23 protein-coding genes and 1 other annotated feature are annotated in these 25136 nt (G+C 36.2%); of the genes, 8 read left to right on the plus strand and 15 right to left on the minus strand.

Annotated elements, in window-relative coordinates; translation table 11 throughout:
- Window positions 1-49: 49 nt before the first annotated feature.
- Genes AC1DTM_RS05745 through AC1DTM_RS05755 form a run of 3 tightly spaced genes read right to left on the minus strand, consistent with a single transcriptional unit; the run spans window position 50 to window position 1906 of the window.
- Window positions 50-847 carry an NAD kinase gene (locus AC1DTM_RS05745; RefSeq protein WP_000673196.1) on the minus strand — a complete coding sequence of 266 codons (798 nt, stop codon included), beginning with the start codon at window positions 845-847 and terminating at the stop codon, window positions 50-52.
- Between the two features lie 18 nt (window positions 848-865).
- Window positions 866-1504, minus strand: a complete 639-nt coding sequence (yjbM, locus tag AC1DTM_RS05750; RefSeq protein WP_002158880.1) for a GTP diphosphokinase — start codon at window positions 1502-1504, stop codon at window positions 866-868.
- Window positions 1505-1534: 30 nt separating this feature from the next.
- On the minus strand, window positions 1535-1906 hold the full coding sequence (locus AC1DTM_RS05755; RefSeq protein ID WP_002149812.1) for a UPF0738 family protein: 372 nt from the start codon (window positions 1904-1906) through the stop codon (window positions 1535-1537).
- Between the two features lie 144 nt (window positions 1907-2050).
- Here AC1DTM_RS05755 and AC1DTM_RS05760 point away from each other — a divergent pair, with 144 nt between their 5' ends.
- The 3 genes from AC1DTM_RS05760 (at window position 2051) to AC1DTM_RS05770 (ending at window position 4105) form a co-directional block, all read left to right on the plus strand.
- Entirely contained in the window at window positions 2051-2629 is a 579-nt protein-coding gene (locus AC1DTM_RS05760) for a CYTH domain-containing protein (RefSeq protein ID WP_002158881.1), read from the plus strand.
- Window positions 2630-2813: 184 nt separating this feature from the next.
- Window positions 2814-3212, plus strand: a complete 399-nt coding sequence (locus AC1DTM_RS05765) for a globin domain-containing protein (RefSeq protein ID WP_000043388.1) — start codon at window positions 2814-2816, stop codon at window positions 3210-3212.
- Window positions 3212-4105, plus strand: coding sequence for a ClpXP adapter SpxH family protein (locus AC1DTM_RS05770; protein WP_016104182.1), 894 nt, complete (start codon window positions 3212-3214; stop codon window positions 4103-4105). The genes AC1DTM_RS05765 and AC1DTM_RS05770 overlap by 1 nt, the downstream gene beginning before the upstream one ends.
- A 549-nt stretch (window positions 4106-4654) precedes the next feature.
- Here AC1DTM_RS05770 and pepF read toward each other — a convergent pair.
- The 4 genes from pepF to mecA form a co-directional block, all read right to left on the minus strand.
- A complete protein-coding gene (gene pepF, locus AC1DTM_RS05775; protein WP_002158883.1) occupies window positions 4655-6481 on the minus strand; it encodes an oligoendopeptidase F in 1827 nt (608 codons plus the stop codon).
- A gap of 50 nt (window positions 6482-6531) precedes the next feature.
- A complete protein-coding gene (locus AC1DTM_RS05780; protein WP_033714752.1) occupies window positions 6532-7767 on the minus strand; it encodes a competence protein CoiA in 1236 nt (411 codons plus the stop codon).
- A 90-nt stretch (window positions 7768-7857) separates the two neighbouring features.
- A complete protein-coding gene (locus AC1DTM_RS05785) occupies window positions 7858-9402 on the minus strand; it encodes a cardiolipin synthase (RefSeq protein WP_477000083.1) in 1545 nt (514 codons plus the stop codon).
- A gap of 72 nt (window positions 9403-9474) precedes the next feature.
- Entirely contained in the window at window positions 9475-10158 is a 684-nt protein-coding gene (gene mecA / locus AC1DTM_RS05790; RefSeq protein WP_002201376.1) for an adaptor protein MecA, read from the minus strand.
- 438 nt (window positions 10159-10596) lie between these two features.
- Between mecA and AC1DTM_RS05795 the strand changes: the two genes are divergently transcribed.
- Window positions 10597-11271, plus strand: a complete 675-nt coding sequence (locus AC1DTM_RS05795) for a TerC family protein (RefSeq protein WP_002158886.1) — start codon at window positions 10597-10599, stop codon at window positions 11269-11271.
- A 50-nt stretch (window positions 11272-11321) separates the two neighbouring features.
- Here AC1DTM_RS05795 and spx read toward each other — a convergent pair whose 3' ends face one another.
- Window positions 11322-11717: a transcriptional regulator Spx gene (gene spx / locus AC1DTM_RS05800; RefSeq protein WP_002011348.1), complete on the minus strand. Its 396-nt coding sequence runs from the start codon at window positions 11715-11717 to the stop codon at window positions 11322-11324.
- Between the two features lie 579 nt (window positions 11718-12296).
- Here spx and AC1DTM_RS05805 point away from each other — a divergent pair.
- On the plus strand, window positions 12297-12500 hold the full coding sequence (locus tag AC1DTM_RS05805; RefSeq protein ID WP_000559981.1) for a hypothetical protein: 204 nt from the start codon (window positions 12297-12299) through the stop codon (window positions 12498-12500).
- 29 nt (window positions 12501-12529) lie between these two features.
- On the opposite strand, the gene AC1DTM_RS05810 is transcribed toward AC1DTM_RS05805, so the two are convergent.
- Window positions 12530-14176: a peptide ABC transporter substrate-binding protein gene (locus AC1DTM_RS05810; RefSeq protein ID WP_002158887.1), complete on the minus strand. Its 1647-nt coding sequence runs from the start codon at window positions 14174-14176 to the stop codon at window positions 12530-12532.
- A gap of 354 nt (window positions 14177-14530) precedes the next feature.
- Between AC1DTM_RS05810 and AC1DTM_RS05815 the strand changes: the two genes are divergently transcribed.
- On the plus strand, window positions 14531-15976 hold the full coding sequence (locus AC1DTM_RS05815; protein ID WP_477000084.1) for an MATE family efflux transporter: 1446 nt from the start codon (window positions 14531-14533) through the stop codon (window positions 15974-15976).
- A gap of 190 nt (window positions 15977-16166) precedes the next feature.
- Here the strand turns inward: AC1DTM_RS05815 and AC1DTM_RS05820 are convergent, their stop codons facing one another.
- From AC1DTM_RS05820 to AC1DTM_RS05840, 5 genes are all read right to left on the minus strand, one after another.
- Window positions 16167-17102: an ABC transporter ATP-binding protein gene (locus AC1DTM_RS05820; protein WP_088077991.1), complete on the minus strand. Its 936-nt coding sequence runs from the start codon at window positions 17100-17102 to the stop codon at window positions 16167-16169.
- Window positions 17095-18138, minus strand: a complete 1044-nt coding sequence (locus AC1DTM_RS05825) for an ABC transporter ATP-binding protein (RefSeq protein WP_016104177.1) — start codon at window positions 18136-18138, stop codon at window positions 17095-17097. The genes AC1DTM_RS05820 and AC1DTM_RS05825 overlap by 8 nt, the downstream gene beginning before the upstream one ends.
- 20 nt (window positions 18139-18158) lie before the next feature.
- On the minus strand, window positions 18159-19175 hold the full coding sequence (gene opp3C / locus AC1DTM_RS05830) for an oligopeptide ABC transporter permease (protein WP_016104176.1): 1017 nt from the start codon (window positions 19173-19175) through the stop codon (window positions 18159-18161).
- Window positions 19172-20101, minus strand: a complete 930-nt coding sequence (gene opp3b, locus AC1DTM_RS05835) for an oligopeptide ABC transporter permease (RefSeq protein WP_000534171.1) — start codon at window positions 20099-20101, stop codon at window positions 19172-19174. The genes opp3C and opp3b overlap by 4 nt, the downstream gene beginning before the upstream one ends.
- 127 nt (window positions 20102-20228) lie before the next feature.
- The gene (locus AC1DTM_RS05840; protein WP_016104175.1) at window positions 20229-21863 is read right to left on the minus strand and encodes a peptide ABC transporter substrate-binding protein; all 1635 of its coding nucleotides are present in this window, start codon (window positions 21861-21863) and stop codon (window positions 20229-20231) included.
- A 319-nt stretch (window positions 21864-22182) separates the two neighbouring features.
- On the opposite strand from AC1DTM_RS05840, the gene AC1DTM_RS05845 reads away from it, so the two are divergent.
- Both AC1DTM_RS05845 and trpS read left to right on the plus strand, forming a co-directional pair.
- Complete coding sequence (locus AC1DTM_RS05845; RefSeq protein WP_002158891.1) at window positions 22183-22563, plus strand: DUF3899 domain-containing protein; 381 nt, start codon at window positions 22183-22185, stop codon at window positions 22561-22563.
- A gap of 101 nt (window positions 22564-22664) precedes the next feature.
- Window positions 22665-22882 (plus strand) — a binding site (T-box leader).
- A gap of 74 nt (window positions 22883-22956) precedes the next feature.
- Window positions 22957-23946, plus strand: a complete 990-nt coding sequence (trpS, locus tag AC1DTM_RS05850; protein ID WP_002158892.1) for a tryptophan--tRNA ligase — start codon at window positions 22957-22959, stop codon at window positions 23944-23946.
- A gap of 391 nt (window positions 23947-24337) precedes the next feature.
- Here the strand turns inward: trpS and AC1DTM_RS05855 are convergent, their stop codons facing one another.
- The gene (locus tag AC1DTM_RS05855; protein ID WP_002030367.1) at window positions 24338-25084 is read right to left on the minus strand and encodes a YjbA family protein; all 747 of its coding nucleotides are present in this window, start codon (window positions 25082-25084) and stop codon (window positions 24338-24340) included.
- Between the last annotated feature and the right edge of the window lie 52 nt (window positions 25085-25136).

Raw genomic sequence — 25136 nt, forward strand, 5'->3', positions numbered from 1 at the left:
GCCCTATATCCCATTTCAATGTAAATCTGTTCAAATATATAAACCCTCTCTATTTATCTGCAACAAACGAGTCACGAACACGTTTCCAGAATGGGAACGGACGGAAACGAACAAATCGTACTTTCTCGTTTGCAACGCGATACTGAATTGATTTCACATCTTGATGAACCATCGTCAAATGATCCACCGTAATTTGCAAGTTCATTCCTGCAGCCGGCTTTAAAACGCATGTATGATGCTTCGGCAGCACGAGCGGCGAACCTACCGTACGAAATACACGATTGTTGATAGATGCCATTTCTGCAATTTGAATCGCTTCAATAGAAGGGTGAATAATTGCTCCGCCAAGCGCCTTATTATACGCGGTACTTCCTGAAGGAGTAGAAATACAAAGACCATCTCCGCGAAACGTTTCGAAATACTCTCCGCGTATTTCCACTTCTGTTACTAATGTACCTTCTGCACTTTTTACAGTCGCTTCATTCATCGCCAAATACTGCGACTCTTTACTACCATTCACATAGCGAATAATCACTTCTAAAAGTGGATATTCAACCACTTGGAACGGTGTTTTAGCGATTGCAATCACCAACTTCTCTACTTCCGTTGGTAACCAATCTGCATAGAAACCTAAATGTCCTGTATGTACACCAACAAATGCGGTTTCATCTAATCGATTATAGTAACGATGGAATGCATATAAAAGCGTTCCATCTCCGCCAACAGAAATTACAATATCAGGTTCCTTTTCATCCATTGTAAACCCAAAATCTAGCAAGTATTCTTTCATCGTACTTGCTAGTGTATCTGATGATTGATCTCCCTTTGACATAATTGTAAATTTCATCGCCCAACACCCTTTAGTTTATGATTCAGAATCTTTCGTTTCCTGCTTTCGTGAAAAGACCTTTTGCGCTTCTTGAATTTCAAGACGAATGGAAGACATTTCTTCATCTAATAAAAACGCCGCTTCCGCTGCACGTTGTAAGCGTATTTTAATATCTTCAGGAAAACGTCCACTATATTTGTAATTTAAAGAATGCTCAATCGTTGCCCAAAAATTCATTGCTAACGTGCGAATTTGAATTTCCACTAACACTTTTTTTTCTCCCTGTATCGTTTGAACAGGATAACTAATGACAACGTGGTAAGAGCGATAGCCGCTATCTTTCTTTTGCGTTACATAATCACGTTCTTCCACAATTTCAAAATCATTTCGTTTTCGAAGATATTCTACAACAGGCTTAATCTCATCAACAAATTGACACATCATTCGAAGGCCCGCGATGTCCTGCATATCTTCTCTAATTCGGTCTAGCGGTACACTTCTCTTCTCCGCTTTATCAATAATACTTGCAACCGACTTTACCCTTCCTGTTACAAACTCAATTGGAGAATGCTCCGTTAACATTGCAAATTGAGTACGCATTCCTTTTAGTTTCACTTTCAGCTCCGCCACCGCTTGGTGATAAGGCGCTAAAAATTCTTCCCAATTACGATTCATTTCAACCACCACCAAAATCAATCCATTTACTTATAGAAACACTTTTTCTACAGCAGTTACTAGTTCTTCTCCGTAATTTGCATTACCTTCAATATTTTCAACTAAATATTCTACTTCTTCTTTTAATCCTTCTAATTCTATTTCAACATCATTCACGCGAATAAACATCGCTGTATCTTTATTCATCGCTTCATGCATTGCTTCCCAGCATGTATGCGGAATACTTACATAAATGAAAGATGATTCATTTTCTAAGATATATAAAAATGATAAATTGTCTGAGTCTACAAGTACGTGATTACGCGCACTTAACTCCTTTACCTCTATTTCAGTATTTTCCGCACAAAAAATAAGCGCATTCTCTCTCATTTCTACGCTCTTAACTTGAATTTTATTTTGCATGCTCAAACTCCTCCATCTCAACTTCCTGTCTTACTTAACAGTATTATTGTATCATAACATGGACGCAAACAAATAAAACATTGAACCAAATTTGCGAAAAAGCGATAATGTGGAAAGAATTATTTTTCAAAAGGAGCGCATAAAATGACACAAGAAATTGAAATTGAATTTAAAAATATGGTTACAGAGGAAGAATTCCAAACATTATGCAAATCTTTTTCTATTGAAGCATTTACAAAACAAGTGAATCACTACTTTGAAACACCTCACTTCTCTTTAAAAGATGCAGGCTCTGCACTTCGTATTCGTCATAAAGATGGAACTTATACATTAACATTAAAACAACCTGCTGAAATTGGTTTATTAGAAACTCATCAGTCTGTAACAGAAAAAGAAGCAAAACTTATGATGGAAACAAACGCACTCATTCAAGGAACTGTAATGGATCAGCTACACAAATTACAAATTCCCGTTTCCTCTTTAACTTATATGGGTAGTTTAACAACAGAAAGAGCTGAAACATTATTTGAAGGCGGAACGCTTGTCTTTGATCATAGTTTCTATTACAATCACGATGATTATGAAATTGAATACGAAGTGCAAGATGAAAAGACCGGTAAAGCAGCATTTATAAGGTTATTAAAGCAACATAACGTACCAGTTCGTCATACAAACAACAAAGTAAAACGCTTTTTCCTTGCCAAACAAAACGAAGAGCGCTAAAGTAAAATTTCCATCAGTGCAGAAGTGATTTACTGGTGGCTATGTTTCACCTTTTTGGAAAGTGCAGATTTATTAGCAACATATAGAATAAGCAAAGAATGTTATGAAGGCTGTTTAGTTGCCCTTCATAACATTCCATTGCTACAATAGATATACATTTCATGGAAAAAGGAGTTTATAAAGGATGAGCAAGCAACCGATGACACCATTTGAAGCAATTGGCGGTGAACAATGCATTGCAACATTAGTGGATACATTTTATTCCTATGTCAGTGAACACCCTGACTTATCTCCGATCTTCCCGGATGATTTAACAGAAACTGCTAGGAAGCAGAAACAATTTTTAACACAATATTTAGGTGGTCCTAATTTATACACTGAAGAACATGGTCATCCTATGCTAAGAGCACGCCATCTTCCGTTTGAGATTACTCCAAAACGTGCAGAAGCTTGGCTATCATGTATGGAGCAAGCAATGGATGATACAGGAGTGCACGGTCATATAAGAGAGTTTGTTTTTGAACGTTTAGCATTAACTGCTCAACATATGGTCAATACTCCAAATGAAACAGGTGAAGTGTAATGGATAAGCAGGAAGCAAAGCATATAAATATGCCTTCTCCTTCCACATGCGAGCATAAATCTGTAGAAGCATATTTATTTATTGATCCACTTTGTAAAGATTGCTGGGATATCGAGCCATTTATTATTAAACTATGGCTTGAGTATGGGAAATACTTCTCTATTCGTCATATCGTAACAGGAAAAGTGGACGGAGCAAACGCTTCCTCACACAAATGGAATAAACCTGCTAATATTCGATTTGTGTGGGAAAAAACAACAAGTTTACAAGGGTTTTCATGTGATGGAAAAGTACATATGCAAGAGGCATCGTCAACACCATATTTAGTTTCGATGGCAATTAAGGCGGCGGAGTTGCAAGGCCGAAAAGCAGGTTCGAAATTTTTGCGAAAACTCCAAGAATACATTCTTCTTGAAAATGTATCAAACCCTGACTGTGAATTATTGTTGAAATGCGCTAAAGATAGTGGCATTGATGTAGAGGAATTTAAAAAAGACCTACACTCAGTTAGCGCAAAAAAAGCTTTCCAATGCGACCTAAAATTCACAAATGAGATGCATATTACAGAAATACCTTCCCTCCTATTTTTTCATGCAAATTCAGATGAGGAAGGTATTAAAATCGCGGGAATTTATTCCTATGATGTATACGTACAGCTATTAAAAGAACTTGTAAAATGCGAGATTGAGCCAGAGCCATTACCTCCTTTAGAAGTATTACTAGAAGCAACACAATTTATTTCTTCAAAGGAAATCTCATTTATATATGACTGCCCTCAACAAGAAATAGAGCGTGAACTAAAGAAATTACAACTAAAACGAAAAGTACAAATGATTGAAGTGAAGTGCGAGCGTTATTGGAAATGGATAGCAAAAGAAGAAGACCTGGTGTAAACACCAGGTCTTCTTCTTTACGGCTTATAAAAATATTAAAGGGGATGGGAGAAATTTTCACGTTCAAACAAAGGGGTATATGTTTGTATGTGAATTCGTTCACGCTTATTATATTACAAGATTCGACGTCAGATGACAACCCCTTTTGTCGAATTTCACACTTTTGTCACATTCTAAACGTTTTCATTCTTGAATAAGCTATAAAAAAAGCAATTTAGGAGGTTTCCTTATGAAAAAGTCTCATATATTTCTTATCTTTCTATGTGTTATTGTTTCTTTTTTCTTGTATATCCTCTCTCTATTACAAGCTTTCCCTAAAATTATTGCCTTCCCTCTTTTATTCGGAGTTATCGTCATCGCTGTCTCTTATTTCAACTATAGAAAACGATTTAAAGGATTTTAACTACAAAAATAAGTCGTAAAAATTCCTTCTAATGTAGAAAAAGTAAAGAAAATCACCTTAATTATTCGACAAATATCGACACGGTATACTTTTGAGAAAATGTTCCAAACAAAAAAGACGAGGATAAAATCCCTCGTCTTTTCTCATTATTTCTCTTCAAACAATAGTGCTTCTAATTCATTTAACTTCTCTTCAAATACTTGTAATGCTTCTTTTACGGGTTCTGGCGATGCCATATCTACTCCTGCTTTTTTCAACACTTCAATTGGGTAATCAGAGCTTCCAGCTTTTAAGAATTCGTTAATGTAACGTTCTACTGCTGGTTGTCCCTCTTCTAAAATTTGTTTTGACAAAGCTGTCGCTGCACTAAATCCTGTTGCGTATTGATATACGTAATAGTTGTAATAGAAGTGCGGAATACGAGACCATTCTAAACCGATTTCTTTATCAATTACTAAAGCGTCCCCGAAATATTTCTTATTTAAATCGTAGTAAATCTCCGTTAACATATCTGGCGTAACAGCATGTCCTTCTTGTACTTTTTTATGAATGATATGCTCGAACTCTGCAAACATTGTTTGACGGAATACAGTACCACGGAATCCTTCTAAATAGTGATTTAATAAATATAGACGCTCTTTCTTATCTTCTGTCGTCTTCAATAAGTAATCATTTAGAAGCGCTTCATTACAAGTTGAAGCTACTTCTGCAACGAAGATTGAATAATCACCATATACGTGCGGTTGTGTCTTCCTTGTATAGTAACTATGCACTGAATGACCAAACTCATGAGCAAGTGTAAATAAATTATTTACATTATCATGCCAGTTCATTAAAATATACGGATTTGTTCCGTATGCACCAGATGAATATGCTCCGCTTCGTTTTCCTTTATTCTCATATACATCTACCCAGCGATTTTCATATGCTTCTTTTAAAATTTCAACATATTCATCACCAAGTACATTTAAAGATTTCAATAACATTTCTTGCGCCTCTTCATACTTCACATTCATTTTCACTTCTGGTACAAGTGGTGTATATAAATCGTACATATGAAGCTCATCAAGACCTAGAGCACGCTTACGAATATCAATGTATCGATGTAGTAAGTGTAAATTATCATTTACCGATTCAATAAGTTGATCATACACCGCCTCAGGAATATTATTATTACTTAATGCAGCTTGACGTGCAGAATCGTATTTACGAACGCGCGCATTGAAATTATTACGTTTCACAGCCCCGCTTAGCGTACTTGCAAATGTGTTCTTATATTTCCCGTATGTTTCATGTACAGTTTTGAATGCATCTTCGCGTACACGACGATCATCACTTTCTAAAAATTGAATGTAACGACCATGTGTTATTTCTACCTCTTCTCCATCCTCACCTTTAATAGATGGGAATTTCAAATCCGCATTATTCAACATACCGAATGTATTACTTGATGCACTCATCACTTCAGATGCTTCTGCTAATAACGCTTCTTCTGCCTCAGATAATACGTGCGGGCGTTGACGTGTAATTTCTTCTAATGCATGCTCATATACACTTAGTTCTCGATTTTCTTGTAAGAAAGTTTGCAATGTATCTTCTGAAATAGATAAAATTTCAGGTACGATATAAGCTGTGCTACTAGATACTTGTGAGTATAAATTTGTTGCGCGATCATTTAATGCTTGATACACAGAGTTTGTTGTATCTTGATCGTAACGCATATGTGCATATGTATATAGCTTACCTAGTCGCATTGAAATTTCATCTTCATATTGCAATGCCTCAAGCAAATTGTCTGCAGAGTCGCCAAGCTTCCCTTTAAATTCAGTTAACTTTGGCAATAGCTCTTTAATAGCTTGGAATTCTTTTTCCCATTCTGCATCTGTTTGGAAAATATCTTCTAATCGCCATGTGTTTGCTTCTTCAATCTCATTGCGATTTGGTAATGATTTCACTGTATTTTTTTCAGCCATTCTTTAAGCCCTCCTTATAATATCTCTACTTAAGTACAATTCGATTTTTCTTATGTAATTCCTTCACGATCAGTCTTTATTATATCCCCTTTTCCCTCTCTCATGTTGTACTTTGTCTCAAATAGAGATAGTGCATGCGCTAAGCAAATTTCATCATATTTCATAATTTCTTCCTCTGTTTTTACCAATACAATATCTCTTATTTTCCGATACTTATTAATACCTATTTTTATTAATACACCTACATAACATAAAAATGTCATATACTCCGCAACTGCTACCTTCCATATATGTTGTGCAAAATACGGAAGTAGACGCCTCTTCGTATACTTTGCYACATAGTTACATACGTATTGCAGAGAAATATACTCCCCTACCTTAAGCATACCTATACACTTCATATAAAGAGAAGCTTGCCATATAAATGGATTTGTTTGAAAAGCAAATGAGGATGGGAGCGGAACACCGATTTCAGAAGGAAAACTCGCTGGAGTACATTTATATTGATATAAGAGGCGGAGTAGTGACTTATGATTATAATTCCAGATGGATAGAGCGTTTTGCCGAAAATGGTTCTTTTTTCTCTTCCATTCTTGTCCTAATACCTCTTTCCGGAAAGGAACGGGAGAAAAGAGCATGTCAATAGTAGTCGTATCGGTTGGTAAATAAATAGTATGTGAGAAAGAAACATTTGTAGAAAACGGAGTGATAAACGCGCATTTCATAAACGATTTTTGTTTCGGACAAAAGAAAATAAGAAATGGCTGAGGATAAGGTTGTAAGGAGAACGCCATAAGGGAGGAGAATGTCATCCAATAGGCGGATTGCTTTTTCAACTGATTTCCACCGATTATCCAGATGACTTGTATACTAGCTTGCCAATACGAATATGTTCGCTTATAAAGCTGCTCTACGGAGAGATTTGCACATTGATATTCAATCGCAATTTTTCTATCCGCTCTCTCTACGTAAATATCTGGCCGTTGCTTGATTACTGGTAGATAATGTTCTATATCTACATGAAAATCTTGACGTTTTAACCATCTATATAACAATTCTTTACCGTGCATATGATACATAGATTCTGCTTCATAAAAGGTAAGACATGAATCCACTTTCTTATGAGCAAAATGCCAGCTCTTCTGTTTTCCTAATTTCATTTGCACTTCTTTTCCGCAAGCTGTACAAAAGAATTTTTCTCGTTTACGCATTTCGCGTAAACGCTCTTCATCCCGGTTATATAATAGATGAATTTTTTCTCCGTTTTCTCTCCTTGCAATAAACATCACAATCACACCCTTTCAACTCCTTGTATTCTACAATTTACTACAAATTCCTTTCAAAAAAAGAGATGTCCTAAATTAGGACATCTCTTTCTATAATAAGGGTGATAATAACCGATACGTCGATTCAACAATCCGCCTATGAAGACGTCTCTTATGAAATCGGTCAACATGAATTTCACTTGATTCTTCTAAATCGTCTTTAAAATCTTGAACGAGCTTTCGAATGCTATCTGTATCATATAAAAAGGCATTTACTTCAAAGTTTAAATGAAAACTTCTCATATCCATATTAGCTGTCCCAATTGATGCGAGATCAGAATCCACGATAACGACTTTACTATGAAGAAAACCTTTTTCATATTCATATATTTTTACTCCTGCATCTAATAACTCCGGAAAGTACGATCTTGATGCATAAAAGACAGTGCGCTTATCCGGCTTACTTGGCATTAACAAGCGAACATCAATACCAGCAAGTGCAGCTACTTTTAATGCAGATAAAATATCATCATCTGGAATAAAGTATGGTGTTGCAATCCAAATCGATTTCCTAGCTGAAGCAATCATTGCAAAATATAAATGTTTAATTGTTTCCCATTTATTATCTGGTCCACCTCCAACAWGTTGGACGCCGCCCCAATGATCACCCTCAACTGCTTCCACTTGTAAATATTCAGGTGCTAATACCGCCTCACCAGTCATATAAAACCAGTCTTGAAGGAAAATCAGCTGTAAACTTTGAACTGCTTCACCGCGTAAATATAAATGCGTGTCTCGCCAAAAACCGAAATATTTATCCTTCCCTAAATACTCATCACCAATATTTAATCCACCTACAAACCCTTCATTTCCATCTATAATAACGATTTTTCGGTGGTTTCGATAATTAATTTTATCGTTTAAAATCGGAAAACGCACAGGGAAAAATGGAATCATTTCTACTCCTGCATCATTCAATTCTTCAATATACGAATTTGATAATTTAAAGCTTCCAACCGCGTCGTATAAAAAACGAACGACAACGCCTTCTTTTGATTTTTTTATTAAAATATCTTTAATTTCTGTACCTAGCTTGTCATCACGCACAATGTAATACTCCATATGAATGTGGTGTTTCGCTCGATTTAACCCATCTAAAATTGCCTGAAACGTTTCGTCTCCATTTGTTAATGTCCTCGTTTCAGTTTGAAATGAAATATTTAAAGCACCCAATCGATCTGCTAAACGAAATAACAATTCTTGATGCTTATGATTTCGTAAAATCCGTTCTTCGTAATCTTCGTGTCCCTTATATTGTAAAAACGCCTGTTCATCGAGTAATGCCTTCTTTTGGAACATTCTTTTTCTGCGAAAGTTTTGTCCAAATAAAAGATAAGCAAAGAAACCGAACACTGGAAAAATACCTAGTACGATTAACCACGTAAGTGTTTTTGACGGATGGCGGTTTTCTAAGAAAATAACACATCCAATTAAAAATGCGGAAACCGTAAATAAAATACTAATAATACCTAAAATCGAAACATCCTTTATCCCCATGACATCCGAATAAAATGCTACATCAATAAACATGCGTAATGAAACAAATAATGCGAACAGTAGTAGAAAAAAGAAAAGTAGTTTTAGTGTATTTTTCATCTCTTACCCCCTAAATAAGAAACCCTTCCTATTCTTCATAAAAAAAGCCGATTTCATACTATAGAAATCGGCCTACATTTTAGGAGGGAAATTGTTGCGAATTGTCTCAAGCGCACGCTCTTTCACAACCTGTTTCCCATACTCACTTACACGGTGAATCGTTAAAGTAGATTCTTCTCCATATTCTAAAACAATACTTAAAATACGATCAATCTCTTCTTCATCATGTAGCACTTCATCAAATTCCACATATACATAATAGCGGTCCTCAAATGAATGCAATTCATCTTTTATATCTTCAAAGATAAGACGATGACTTAATGAAATGACATCTTCAAAATCATTAAATTTAATTAAAAAGCCAAACGTACCATCTTCATTAAAGTTTGTTCCTACTTGTTCTTCTACCTCTTCCACTAATTCTTGCTGGAATAATGATTCGATGCCTTCATCTAGAGGAATGTCTATAATTTTATCCACACCTATTGGTAGTTCCAGCTTTTGTCCATCCTTTGAAAGCTCCGCTTTCGTTACAAGTACTTCAATCCCCTTATCGACTGCTTGCACTTGAATCCATAACGGTCCATCGACAAAGAAATCATCATGATCACGAGCTTCGTCCATCATCTCCCAAAAGAGCTCTTCACTTCGTTCGCGATCATACCAAATTTCTTCACGGTTAAACCCTCTGTCCTCTATATCAATGTACGTAATAAAAAATTTCATCGTATGGTCATTAATTCTTTCAATATCCAAAATACAACTCTCCCTTCCTGCTCAGAATTATTATGAAGGGATTCCCCACTCATATGACAAAACAATAGATTCTTGTACTCTCATTTTATGATAAGATTCTCCAGAATGGAAATAAAATCGATTTATTTTACAAAAATAGTTATATACCTATCTGTATTCGACCGTTTACATAAAGTGAAACATTAATCAGTATTTTTTTCATCCTCCACTGATTATTAGCTCGCACTAATCGGGATAAATATACCATTATACCAATTCACTGTTCACAAAAAATTTGGACATACATTCCCATATTCCCCCGTACACTGTAATAAAGTGAAACTTCTATTATAGGTGATTATTTTGTACCCGGGGGGGCGCGGGATCAAAACTAGACAAACTTTCTTCACCACATACATATATTTCGCTTATTAAAACATCATAAATGGAGGCAGACGAATGGACTTAGAGTTTTTAACATCTGTACTAATGATTGTCGGTATCGATGTTGTACTAGGTGGCGATAACGCAATTGTCATCGCACTAGCTAGCCGAAATTTACCTGAAGCAAAACGAAATAAAGCCATTTTGATTGGTACTATTTTAGCAATTGTGCTACGAATTCTCCTCACAATACTAGCTGTCTATTTACTTGATATCCCATTTTTACAACTCATCGGCGGAATCTTACTCACATTAATTGCGGTAAATTTACTCACTGATAATAACAACGATCTTTCTTCTATCAAAGGAAAAACAACTTTATTTCAAGCTGTGCGTACAATTGTATTCGCGGATCTCGTTATGGGGTTTGACAATGTTATTGCCATTGCAGGAGCAGCTCACGGAAGACTTTCACTCGTAATTATCGGTTTATTCATTTCTATCCCGATCATCATTTGGGGAAGCAAACTTATTTTAATACTCATGGAACGCTTTCCATTTCTCATTTATTGCGGAGCAGCAGTTCTCGCCTATACAGCAGGAAAAATGATTACACATGAAGACAGACTTGCAACGTTTTTTCATCATAATCCTAGTTTTACCGCAAGTATCCCTTATTTGTTCATTTTCACGATTTTATGCATAGGCTTTATCGTTCAACAAGTGCGATTACGTAATGTTAAACAGTAAAAAAAAACCTTCTACTCTATAATAGGTAGAAGGTTTTCATATTATTATAATTAATTTACAAGACGCTGTGCTTCACGTAATTGGAACGTTCTTACTGTACGTGGTAGGAAACGACGGATTTCGTCTTCGTTGTAACCTACTTGAAGGCGTTTTTCGTCAATCATAATTGGACGACGCAAAATACCTGGATAGTCACGAATCATCTTATATAAATCTTGAAGTGGTAAAGACTCTAAGTTCACATTCAATTCTTGGAAAACTTTTGAACGAGTAGAAATAATCTCATCCGTTCCGCTTTCTGTCATACGTAAAATCTCTTTAATCTCATCAATCGTTAATGGATCTGAGAAAATATTACGTTCTGTATAAGGAATATGATTTTCCTCTAGCCATAATTTCGCCTTTCTACAAGATGTACAGCTTGGAGAACTATATAATGTTACCATACAAAGCTCACTCTCCTTAAAGAGTACAAATTCTGTACTAATTACAGTTTAAATTTCTAACTTCCGCAATTTTTCGCGATAACTTGTCTTATAGCAAAGTAAAAAATCGCAATTCATGTAAGCAACAACAATTACTTTTAATAAGTAACTTCTATAATCATTATACAATAGTTTTTGCAAGAAATATACAGTGAATTTACTGCTAGTTGAGAAAAATTCTCCGTGTACTCCACTGCTATGTAACATGATTACACTCATTAAAACTGTCCTTTAACAACGGCCTTCAACCCTTTTGATACTTGCTTTCTACAATACTTTTCACTTGATATACAATTACAGTTTCATAATCTTCCCCATTAAAAAGAGAACGTTTTCTTACCTTTTCCCGACAAAACAATTGAGAAATGTAAGACTCTAAAGATTAGAAACAAAAAGAACACTTGTTCTCATTTTAACAAATCTCCCCGCTCATGTCTATATGCTTTCTAAAGTAAATCGAATATTTTTCTGACATTTCTTTCTTTTTTACCATTTATCTCATACAATAAAAATAAAGACAGGCAAAGGGGGAATGTGCATATGATCGCTTTTTTTACTGATTTTATCATTGTTGCTACCCTCATCATCGGAATAACAGCATTGATTGGTGTCATTACAAATAGCATCGGTGAAAAACTCTTTGGTGGGAAAGAAAAAATGAAGTTTGTTAACAAAAGTTTAGATGTACAATCTGGCTGGAACCAAGTTGGCGGAAAAGGCATTTATAAAAAACGTACGTACTAAAAAAAGCAGGTAATCACCTGCTTTTTTTGTTATTTCTCTACTGATGCCCATTTGAAGCTTACTTCGCCACCATACTTATGGTTGTACATATCTTTAATTGTTTCTCTTTGTAAATATGCTCTACCACGTTGATATACTGGAACAATCGCAGCATCATCAAGTAACATTTTTTCTGCTTCTAATAAGTTTTTCCAGCGAGCATTTACATCGCTTCCGTCTTTTTTCGCTTTCATAATAATCTCATCGTACTTCGGATTAGAATACTTCATTTTGTTTTGCGCTCCATCAGTTACAAACATATCAAGATATGTAACTGGATCCGGGAAGTCTGCACTCCATCCAGAGAATGACATTACATAATCGCCAGCATCTTCTAATTTTAGTTTTTGCGCGAATGGTTGTTGTTTAATTTTCACTGTTAATCCTGGTAAATTCTTTTCTAACTCACCTTTTAAATATTCACCAGTTTTCTTCGATAATTCAACATCTTCATTTAATAACTCTAATTCAATTTCGTTTTTACCAAGCTCTTTTTTACCAGCTTCCCAATACTTTTTCGCTTCTTTTACATTTGGTTTTACAATATCTCCATTTTCAGCACGGAAATCTTGTTTATCCGGTCCTTTAATGAAATTGTCAGGAATTAATCCCGTCGCTGGCTTAGAACCGTTATTTAATAATGTATCAACGAATGGTTTACGGTCAAAACCAAGAGAAATTGCTTTACGAATATTTTTATTTGCTAAAGCTGGGTCTTTTTGATTTAAGCGAAGGAAGAATACAGAAGTATCTTCTACCGTTTTGAAATCTGGTTTTCCTTTATATTTATCGATGAACTCTGCTAATAACGTCGCTCGATCGACTGCGTTTGTTTCATATAAATTAATTGGCGTAGATGTATCTTTTACAATATTAAAGTTTACTTCCTCAAGCTTCACTTCTTTATTGTCCCAATATGATGGGCTCTTTGTCATTTTGAAGCTACGTTCATGTTGCCAATCACTTAATGTAAATGGTCCGTTATAGAGTGTTGTATTTGCTTCTAAACCAAACTTCACACCTTGCTCTTTCACATACTTTTCATTAACAGGATAGAAGATCGGATAGACCATTAAATCAACAAGATATGGAATAGAATTATCCAATTCTACTTCTAATGTATGATCATCAATCGCTTTCACGCCTAATTGATCTGGACTCATCTCTTTTTTATTAATTTTCTCAGCATTTTTTATATCGTACATAATGTACGCCGATTTCGCAGCTGTATCTGGATTAATCGCTCTTTGCCATGCATACACGAAATCTTTCGCCGTTACAGGGTCACCATTTGACCATTTTGCATCTTCACGTAATTTAAATGTATACTTTTTACCGTCTTCTGACTTCTGGAATTCCTTCGCTACACCTGGAACTAATTTATCGTCTTTCCCAAGGCGATATAGACCTTCCATCGTATTGTTCATTACTTTTGAAGAAACTGCATCAGCTGATAACGCTGGGTCCATCGTTGGAATTTCTTGTGTTTCAATTAAGTTAATAACTTGCTTCGCACCGCTTTTCCCGCTATCCCCTTTTGCGTTCGCTTGCGGTTCATCTTTTTGGTAGCCACATGCCCCTAAAATCATGCTCATTGCTACTGTTGATGCTACAAAAACTGGTATCTTTTTTTTCATACTTCCACCCCTCCAAAAAAATGTTAGCCCTTTCATTTTCAAACAGAAAGAAATATATATATGTTCTAATAATTCATATTATACACACAAAAATATTCTTTGTATATTTATATTTCTATTTTATTAAAATTTTCTGTTAACGTTTAGTATATTTGTAAACGTTTCATACTGCGTATTTATTGGACTAAAGTGTTAAAAACATCGAATTTTATACTTTTCTAAATTATCAGAGAAAAACAAATTTTATATCCTATAATATCTTACGTATAATTATTCTTCCTTTTTTGTCATAAAATGAAGGTTTATTCATATTGAAAATATGTAGGCTAAAATAAGTGCAAAGGATATGAAAGTGTGTTACGATACACTTTGCTAAAAATAGATATCGGTAAAGAGGGGACGGACATGACAGCAATTCGCTCAAAAAACGGGCCAACAGAGAAATTAAGTTTATTCTTATTAACATGGCCTATTTTTCTAGAAGTTTTTCTTTTTATGCTGATGGGGATCGCTGATACTTTCATGTTAAGTGCATTATCAGACGATGCTGTATCTGGGGTTGGTGCAGCGAATCAATACCTTCATATCGCGATTTTAGTACTAGAAGTCATCGGGAATGGTGCAGCTATCGTTGTATCCCAATACMTCGGTTCTAAACGCTTTATGGAAGCATCAAAAATATCAGCATTAGCAGTAACATTAAATTTAGGAGTCGGGCTCATTATAAGCGCCGGTTTTCTTTTATTCTCAAAACATATGATGATGGCAATGAACTTACAAGGCGATGTATTAACGTATGCACAAAGCTATCTATCCATCGTCGGAGGAGCTATTTTCCTTCAAGCTATTATTAACTCATTAGCCGCAATTATCCGCGTTCACGGCTTTACAAAGCAAGCGATGTTTGTTTCGCTTGGAATGAATATTATTCATATCGCCGGAAACTATGTACTTATTTTCGGGAAATTCGGTTTCCCTGAACTTGGTGTGCAAGGGGCTGCTATTTCTTCTGCTGTCAGCCGGTTAATCGCACTTATCGTTTTCTTCTGGTTACTGTATCGCGTTATGGAATACCGTGTGAAATTACAATATTACTTCACTTTATCAAAAGAATACGTTGGCAAAATTTTAAAGATCGGCATTCCATCGGCATTCGAGCAAGTCATGTATCAAGCTTGTCAAATTGTCTTCTTATATTACGCAACATACTTAGGTACGGAATCGTTAGCAGCAAGACAATACGCTACTAACATTTCCATGTTCACTTATTTATTCGCCATTGCTATCGGTATGGGAACAGCTATTATCGTTGGACGCCTAGTTGGCGGAAATGAAAAAGATGAAGCGTACACACGTGTATGGAAAAGTGTACAATGGGCGATTGGTGTAACTCTATTTATGGTCATTCTCGTTGTTACATTCCGAACACAATTAATGGGATTATTTACGGATAATCCTCATATTATCTCTCTAGGAGCAAGCGTTCTTTTACTAAGTGTACTACTGGAAACAGGACGGACGATGAACATCGTCATCATTAATTCACTTCGTGCGGCTGGAGATGCCAAATATCCTGTTTTAATCGGAGCATTCTCCATGGTGTTAATGAGCTTACCACTCGGTTACTTTTTCACCTTCCATTTAGATATGGGTCTCGTTGGTATTTGGCTAGCGATCGCTATCGATGAATGGACGCGGGCGATTATTATGTTCTTCCGATGGAGAAGTAGATCGTGGGAAAGTTATGCACTTGTTAAACCTGATGAGCAAGATGAGAGCGTTTCTGTTCAAGCGCAATAAAATAAAAGTGTTTCTAAATGAAGAAAAGGCGGCTGATTTCAGTCGCCTTTTTCTTCATTCTCGGAAACTCTTACTTCGCTGTCTTTAAACAGAAAAAGAACTTGGATAAAATCGCTTTATACTAACTTAAGTTTAACTAGTATAAAAAAATAGAGCCATCCTTCTGTAATAGAAGAATGGCTCTACTTTTTTATTGATAGATTTCTTTATATTTCTTATACTCTGCTTCAGAACATAATACGAAATGTCCTGGGCGAATTTCGCGCATTGTTGGCACTTCACTACCATAATCATGCTGCGATGGGTCGTATACGATACGTTTACGATTGCGCTCATAATCTGGATCTGGAAGTGGAATTGCTGATAGTAGTGATTTTGTATATGGATGCATTGGATTCGCATATAACTCTTCACTTGTTGTCATCTCAACGATTTGACCACGGTACATTACACCAATGCGATCACTAATGTATTTTACCATCGATAAATCATGGGCGATGAATAAGTATGTTAAACCTTTTTCTCTTTGTAACTGTTTCAGTAAGTTTACAACTTGCGCCTGAATCGATACGTCAAGTGCTGAGATTGGTTCATCAGCAATGATAAATTCAGGTTCTACAGCTAGCGCACGAGCGATACCGATACGTTGACGTTGTCCGCCTGAGAATTCATGCGGGAAACGGTTCGCGTGCTCTTTATTTAAACCAACTGTATTTAACAGCTCGTGAACACGGTCCATACGCTCTTTTTTACCTTTTGCTAGTCCGTGAATATCAATACCTTCTGCGATAATATCCCCTACTGTCATACGAGGATTTAATGATGCATATGGATCTTGGAAAATCATTTGCATTTTACGGTTGAACTTCTTAAGTTCTGCGCGTGATTTTTTCCCATGTACATTTTCACCATCGAACAACACTTCACCGGCAGTTGCATCGTATAAACGAATGATCGTTCTTCCAGTTGTTGACTTACCACAACCAGATTCTCCTACAAGTCCAAATGTTTCACCGCGGTAAATATCAAATGAAATATCATTAACTGCTTTAACAACACCACCACTCACATCAAAGTGTTGTTTCACATTTTTTACTTCAATTAATTTCTCACGTTGTTTAGTCATGTTGTTCACCTGCTTTCATTTGAAGAATACGTTTTTCAACAACTGCTGGCGGTTTTACTTCTGGCGCTTGCTCATGAAGTAACCAAGTTGCCGCATAATGTGTATCACTTATTTTAAATAAAGGTGGTTCCATTTCAAAATCAATTTTCAGCGCCTGCGGGTTACGTGGTGCAAAAGCATCACCCTTTGGCGGTTTTAATAAGTCTGGAGGCGTTCCTGGAATCGCATATAGCTCGTCCTCTGAACCATCTAAGCTTGGCATAGATGCGATTAAGCCCCATGTGTATGGATGTTGTGGATTGTAGAAAATTTCATCAACAGTTCCAATTTCAACAACTTTACCAGCGTACATAACCGCAACTCGGTCTGCGACGTTTGCCACTACACCTAAGTCATGCGTAATGAAAATGATTGCTGCTTCTGTTTTTTGCTGAATGTCCTTCATAAGCTCTAAAATTTGCGCCTGAATTGTAACGTCTAGAGCCGTTGTCGGCTCATCGGCAATTAATAATTTCGGATTACAAGCTAACGCCATAGCAATAACTACACGCTGTCTCATACCACCTGAGAATTGGTGAGGATATTGTTTTAAACGAGCTTCTGGATTTGGAATACCTACAAGGTCAATTAATTCTAAAGCGACTTTACGTGCATCCGCTTTACTCATCCCTTGGTGTTTAATAAGACCTTCCATAATCTGATTACCAATTGTCATCGTTGGATTTAACGATGTCATTGGATCTTGGAAAATCATCGCAATATCTTTACCGCGTACTTGCTGCATTTCTTTTTCCGTTAATTTCGTTAAATCACGACCGTCAAATACAATCTCTCCATTTTTAATACGGCCTGGAGGATTCGGGATTAATCCCATTAGCGCTTTAGAAGTAACTGATTTCCCAGAACCAGACTCTCCTACAATCGCTAATGTTTCCCCTTTTTTCAAATCAAAAGTAACTCCGCGCACTGCTTGTACTTCACCTGCATGTGTATCAAAGGAGACTTGTAAATCTTTTACCTCTAACAATGTTTTCATTTTTACTTCTCCCTCCTCGTTTACTTACGCATTTTTGGATCTAACGCATCGCGTAATCCATCTGCCATTAAGTTGAATGCTAGAATTAACATACTGATGACAACCGCAGGGATGAACATCATGTGTGGATACGTTTGAATTGATTTATATCCATCATTTACAAGAGAACCAAGTGATGCGAATGGTGGCTGAATTCCTAAACCGATGAAGCTTAAGAATGCCTCACCAAACACCGCTGATGGAATTGTAAACATTGTCATTACGATAATTGGTCCCATAACGTTTGGAATTAAGTGTTTCACAATTAATTGTGTATTTGTTGCACCTAATGTACGAGACGCTAATACATACTCTTGGTTTTTTAATTTTAGGATCTGTCCACGAACGATACGCGACATCCCTATCCAACCTGTAATTGCCATCGCAAGTGTAATCGACCAAATACCTGATCCCATAATGATTACCATTAAAATAACGATGATTAAGTATGGAATACCATTAATAATCTCCATAATACGTTGCATAATATTATCTACTCTACCGCCGTAGAATGCTGAAATACCCCCGTATGCAACCCCAATTACTAGGTCAATTGCTGCTGCTAAAAGAGCGATATATAATGATACGCGTGTACCTTCCCATGTTCTTGTCCATAAGTCACGGCCAAGATCATCTGTACCAAACCAGAAGTACTCTTTAATATCACGTTTTGCATATTGGTCAACACCATATTGATCTGTGCCGTCAAATGGTAACCAATGAATATTTTCAATCACTGGAATTTTCGGTGGCATTTTCGCACGACCTAAATCCTGCTCTTTATAAGAATGTTTACTTACCATCGGTCCAAAAATTGCTAGTAGTACAATAATGCTCAATAATACGAAACCCAACATCGCGCCTTTATGTTGGAACAAGCGTCTTCGTACATCTTGCCAAAACGTTAAGCTTGGACGGGCAATGACTTCATTATCAACATTATTTTGATTGGCTTGTTGAAATAAATCTGGAGATAATTTTTGTACATCTTTCATCATTTTTTCCCTCCCGCTAAACGAATACGAGGATCAATAATTCCGTATAAAATATCGACAATGAAAATAACTAAGATGAAGATCGCACTATAGAAAATTGTAGTTCCCATAATAACTGTATAGTCATTCACTGTAATAGATTTAACGAACTGTTCCCCAAGTCCTGGTACAGCATAAATTTGCTCGATAACAAGTGTTCCTGTAATTAATGCAGCAACCATTGGTCCTAAAATTGTTACAACTGGAATTAACGCGTTACGAAGTGCGTGTTTGACAATGATAACGCCTTGACTAATTCCTTTTGCTTTCGCTGTTAAAATATAATCAGACTGCATAACTTCAATTAATTCTGCACGAGAGAAACGTGCGATTGTTGCGATAACTCCCATCGATAATGCAATTGTAGGCATTACTGTAAACTCTGGTCCTTTCCAGAACGCTACTGGGAACCAGCCAAGTTTTACCCCTACGAAATATTGTAGTAATGCGGCGAATACGAACGATGGTACCGACATCCCGAGTACCGAAATAACTGTTGCACTATAATCGACCCATGTATTATTACGAAGTGCCGCAACAATTCCTAAAAGTAAACCGATAAATGTTCCTAATATAATCGCTTGTAAACCAAGTTGTGCTGATGGTCCAATGCGATCCACAATCATGTCTGTTACTGGGCGGTTATCATATTGGAATGATACCCCTAAATCACCTTGCGCTAAGTTACCTAAGTAACGTGCATATTGAACTGGTACTGGATCATTTAAACCATATTTTTCAAGAATGATTTCTTTTTGTGCCGGTGATAATTTCTCCTGGTTTTTAAGCGGAGAACCCGGAAGTAATTTCATCAAGAAGAAAGTCAGTGTAGTAATTAAAAATAATGTCAAAGCCATGTACACGAAACGTTTTAATACATAACGTCCCATAGTCAAGCACCTCCCCGTTTTTCTCAAAAGCAATAAGATAGTTTGAAATATTCTTACTTTTATTTTTTTAAAATAAGAGCACACGCCCATCATAGGCATATACCCTTATTCATGATGGAAACCATTTTTAGTTTTTGAGTTCAACCCACTTATAGCTAAATTCTCCGCCGTATTTATGTTCTAATAGGCCTGTAATTGAACTACGTTGTAAATATGCCTTTCCAGGTTGATATACTGGAGCAATCGCTGCATCTTCAAGCAGTTGTTGTTCTGCTTTTAATAGAGCATCCCAACGAGCTTGTACATCTACTTCTGTTTTGGCTTTCTTAATTAGTTCATCATAAGCTGGATTTGCGTAATTCACTTTATTTTGTGAATTACCTGTTGTATACATTTCAAGGAATGACATTGGATCCATATAATCTGGACTCCATCCCGCATATGACATCGCATAATCTCCACTTGCTTCAAGTTTTAATTTTTGTGCAAATGGCTGCATTTTTGTTGAAACTGTTAAACCTGGTAAGTTCTTTTCGAATTGTCCCTTTAAATACTCTCCGATTTTTTTGGCATCATCAGTATCAAAGTTTAATAACTCTAACTCTACTTTGTCTACACCAAGTTCTTTTTTACCAGCTTCCCAATATTTTTGAGCTTCTTTAACATCCTCTTTTATAAGCTTTCCGTTCTCTTCACGGAAGTCTTTTCCGTTAGGTCCTTTTGCCAAACCTTTCGGAACAAAACCATACATTCCTTCTGAACCATCGTTTAAGATAACTTTTCCGATATTTTCACGTTCAAAGGACATCGCAATTGCTTTTCGGATATTTTTATTTGCTAAAAATTTATTTTTTTCATTTAAACGAATGAATTGTGTAGATGGTCTCTTAATTGTTTTAAAATCAGCATCTGATTTGTATTTATCTACAAATTCTGATGTTAATACTACACGATCAATCGCTTTCGTTTCATATAAATTTATAGCAGTTGAACGATCCTTAACAATATTGAAGTTTATCTCCTCAAGCTTCACTTCTTTATTTTCCCAATACGTTGGATTTTTCTTAAGGTGGAAACTTTGTTCATGTTTCCATTCATTTAAAACGAATGGGCCATTATAAAGTGTCGTATTGGATTCTAATCCAAATTTTGTTCCTTGTTCTTTTACAAACTTCTCATTCAAAGGATAAAATGTTGGATAGACTGTTAAACTTACAAAATAAGGAACAGGGTTATCTAATTCCACTTCAAGTGTGTGATCATCAATTGCTTTTACACCAAGTTCCTCAACTGGTAATTCTTTTTTATTAATTTTCTCTGCATTTTTCACATCAAATAGTATGTAAGCAAATTTGGCACCCGTATTTGAATCAACAGCTCTTCTCCAAGAATAAACGAAGTCTTTCGCTGTTACAGGTTCACCATTCGACCATTTCGCATCTTCACGTAATTTAAATACATACTTTTTGCCATCTTCTGATTTCTCAGAAGATTTAGCGACTCCCGGAACAAGTTTATCGTCTTTCCCCAGACGATAYAATCCTTCCATTGTGTTATTCATGATGTTAGAAGATGCTGCATCCGTTGATAACGTCGTATCCATTGTTGGTATTTCAGCAGTTTCTGTTAGATTCAATACTTGCTTATTTGAAGTACTGGATCCTTTCGCGCTTGCCTTATTATCATCTTTTTGATAACTACAGGCTCCTAGCACACTTACTGTCAACGTCGATGCAAGCAATAGCGGTATCTTTTTCTTCATGTTGTGTTGCCTCCCCTAATTGCACTTCCTGTACCCTCACTTGTAGAAAAGTAGAATTGAAAGAATAATCTCCAAGTTTCTACAATTTTCATTATACATATAATTAGACGATTGTGAATATAGTTTTTTATTTTTTTGTTAAAATTTTTAATAAAATGTTTATATTTTTAATTTTCCGTAAAGGGATAGGTTAACATTGCTACCATCATCTTGAAATTAGAACCACAATTGCGTATAATTTTCAAAAAATTATTTATATTACTTATTATAGCTTTTATAGTATAATAATTCTAGTAATATTTTGACGGAGGGGAATATTTTGAATAAAGTTTTTTTTCATACTTGTATACTATTTTTGGTTGCGATAATCGCTTCTAGTGTGGGCGCATTCCTCGTTTCATCTCAGTTTTTGTTGAATTTTGTCAACATCTCATTCTATATTGCATTGATTTTTATTCTTATAGGTGGTTTTTTATTCATATTTCAAAATGGATTTTTTAACGTAACAATTTACGCATTCCAAAGAGTATTTGGTACGAATAAAAAAATTGACTCTTTAATTGAAGAAGCAGAGGAACCTATCGATAAGAAAGAACGTATTTATAAAACATATTCATTCAAATGGACGTATCCGATTTGTATTACCGGTATCGTACTTGGGTTGTTCTCGATCCTCATTAGCTTTACTATTTTGATGTAGTTTGCAAACACTGCTCCATATGATATAATAATCAGCAAAACATTTTGTTATAAAACTTTAGTTCTTTCATATTAAAAGGACTCAGTTAACAATAAATTTATATGTATGCGATGATAAAGAAGAGTACATATTGGGGCAATTTCAGAGAGCTTGTGGCTGGTGTGAACAAGTAATTGTACAGTATGGAATGGGCTTTTGAGCACCAAACCGAACCGAAAGTAGTAGGCTTTGGCGTTATATCCAGACGTTATTATGGATCTTGAGAGATTTCACAGCTGTGAAATAATTAGGGTGGTACCGCGGTCCATTCGTCCCTATGTAATTTGGGATGAATGGGCTTTTTTGTATGCCTTCTCTTCCCCATCGCACATTCAATTTTAGGAGGAATTACTTATGTCAGTTATCTTTTCTGGTATTCAGCCAAGCGGAACAATTACACTTGGAAACTATTTAGGAGCTATGAAGCAATTTACAGAGCTTCAAAACGAACACGACTGTTATTTCTGTATTGTAAACCAACATGCGATTACAGTACCTCAAGACCCTGTAGGGCTTCGCAAAAACATCCGCAGCCTTGCTGCGCTATACGTTGCATGCGGCATCGATCCTGAAAAAGCTACTTTATTTGTACAATCAGAAGTACCAGCACACGCTCAACTAGGATGGATTATGCAATCCGTTGCTTACGTTGGAGAATTAGAACGTATGACACAATATAAAGACAAAGCTTCAGGAAGAGATTCAGTTCCAGCTGGATTACTTACATACCCACCATTAATGGCTGCTGATATTTTACTTTACAACACAGAAATCGTGCCTGTTGGTGATGACCAAAAGCAACATATGGAATTAACACGTGATCTAGCAGAGCGTTTCAACAAACGCTTCCGTGAAGTGTTCATAGTTCCTGAAATTCGTATTCCAAAAGTAGGAGCTCGCGTTATGTCATTAACAGAACCTACGAAAAAAATGAGTAAATCTGATCCAAATCCAAAATCAATGATCAGTATGCTTGATGAGCCAAAAACAATCGAAAAGAAAATAAAAAGTGCCGTAACTGACTCTGAAGGCATCGTTAAATTTGATAAAGAGAACAAACCTGGAATCTCTAACTTATTAACAATTTACTCTTCATTCTCAGGAAAAACAGTAGAAGAAATAGAAGCAATGTACGAAGGAAAAGGATACGGCGACTTCAAAGGTGACCTAGCACAAGTAGTCGTAGAAGCAATTCGTCCAATCCAAGACAAATATAACGAACTAATCAACTCCCCAGAACTAGACGAAATTCTAGACAAAGGTGCCGAAAAAGCAAACCGCGTTGCATTCAAACAACTACGCAAAGTAGAAAACGCAATGGGACTAAGCAGAAAACGTAGGTAACATATAAAGCGGAGGCGGCTCGTTCAGCTCTGACTGGCTAAGGTTCTTTCGCATAAAAGGCGCTTTTTGCCTTCTTATGCGGAAGGTTCTTAGACACGAAGAGCTTGCCGCTGGAGCTGGATTTATTTATAAAGCGGAGGCGACTGCTTAGCCCTGACGGATAAGGTTCTTCCCCACAGAAGGTACTTTTTACCTTCTCGTGGGGAAGGTTCTTAGACGCGAAGGGCTAGGAGCCGGAGCTAGATTCCACATAAAGCGGAAGCGGCTCGTTCAGAATGTGAGGAGGATGGAGCTCCTGACGTAGAGGCGCTTTTTGCCTCGCAGGAAGGCGCGAAGCCACCGAACATTCTTGCCACCTCCATAAAAAAAAACCGCCAATTGGCGGTTTTTTTTAATTTACCTTCTGCTCATTTTCCATTTCCCATAACTTTTCAAAAAACGGCTGTCCTTTTACAAGGCGCTCACATAATTGCTCGTGCTTCTCAGACCATCCAGTTTTCGCTTCATCATAAAGTTTAGCCCAAACATCTTCAAACTCCATATGTTGGACCATTCCGTACGCTGATGGATCCCACTCTGTGAACCAATAGCGAATTTCAGCTGGATTTTTCGTTGTATGTAATTGATCTAATGCCATAAATAATAATTGTTTTAACTGTCTTTCTTTACGAGTTAGGCCGTTCATAATGAAAGGCGACGGCGATAAAATATGATGTTCTTTTTCAATCTCTTCCACTTGGAACTCATACTTTTCTGCTTGCACATTCTCTACCATCTCATATACCATCTGCTCTTGACGAGGTATAAGCCTACTTTTTCTAATTGGCACATTATAGCCGATTGAATCAATCGCAATAATTCCTTTTCCATCTGTAACTACAAAACAATATTCTTGTTGCAAACGTTCGTGATTTTTACGAATATAAGCCTTATGATATACGTCTTCCAATAATTTTTGCGGAAGCTCTAATAATTCGTTCTCGATGTAATGATATAATGTGGCATCTACTTTTAATAATGGCACTTGATCTAATAGCTCAATCGTATCATCTTTCCGCCATTCGTAAAAATGACAAACGTTATACCCATTCTCTTCACCTTCAAACCAATTTACCCATACATCATGTAGATATAACATTCACTACCCCTCACTTCACTACGGTTTGTACCAATCATTATGTTCATTTTTG

The sequence above is a fragment of the Bacillus sp. P4_D3 genome (assembly GCF_056401855.1).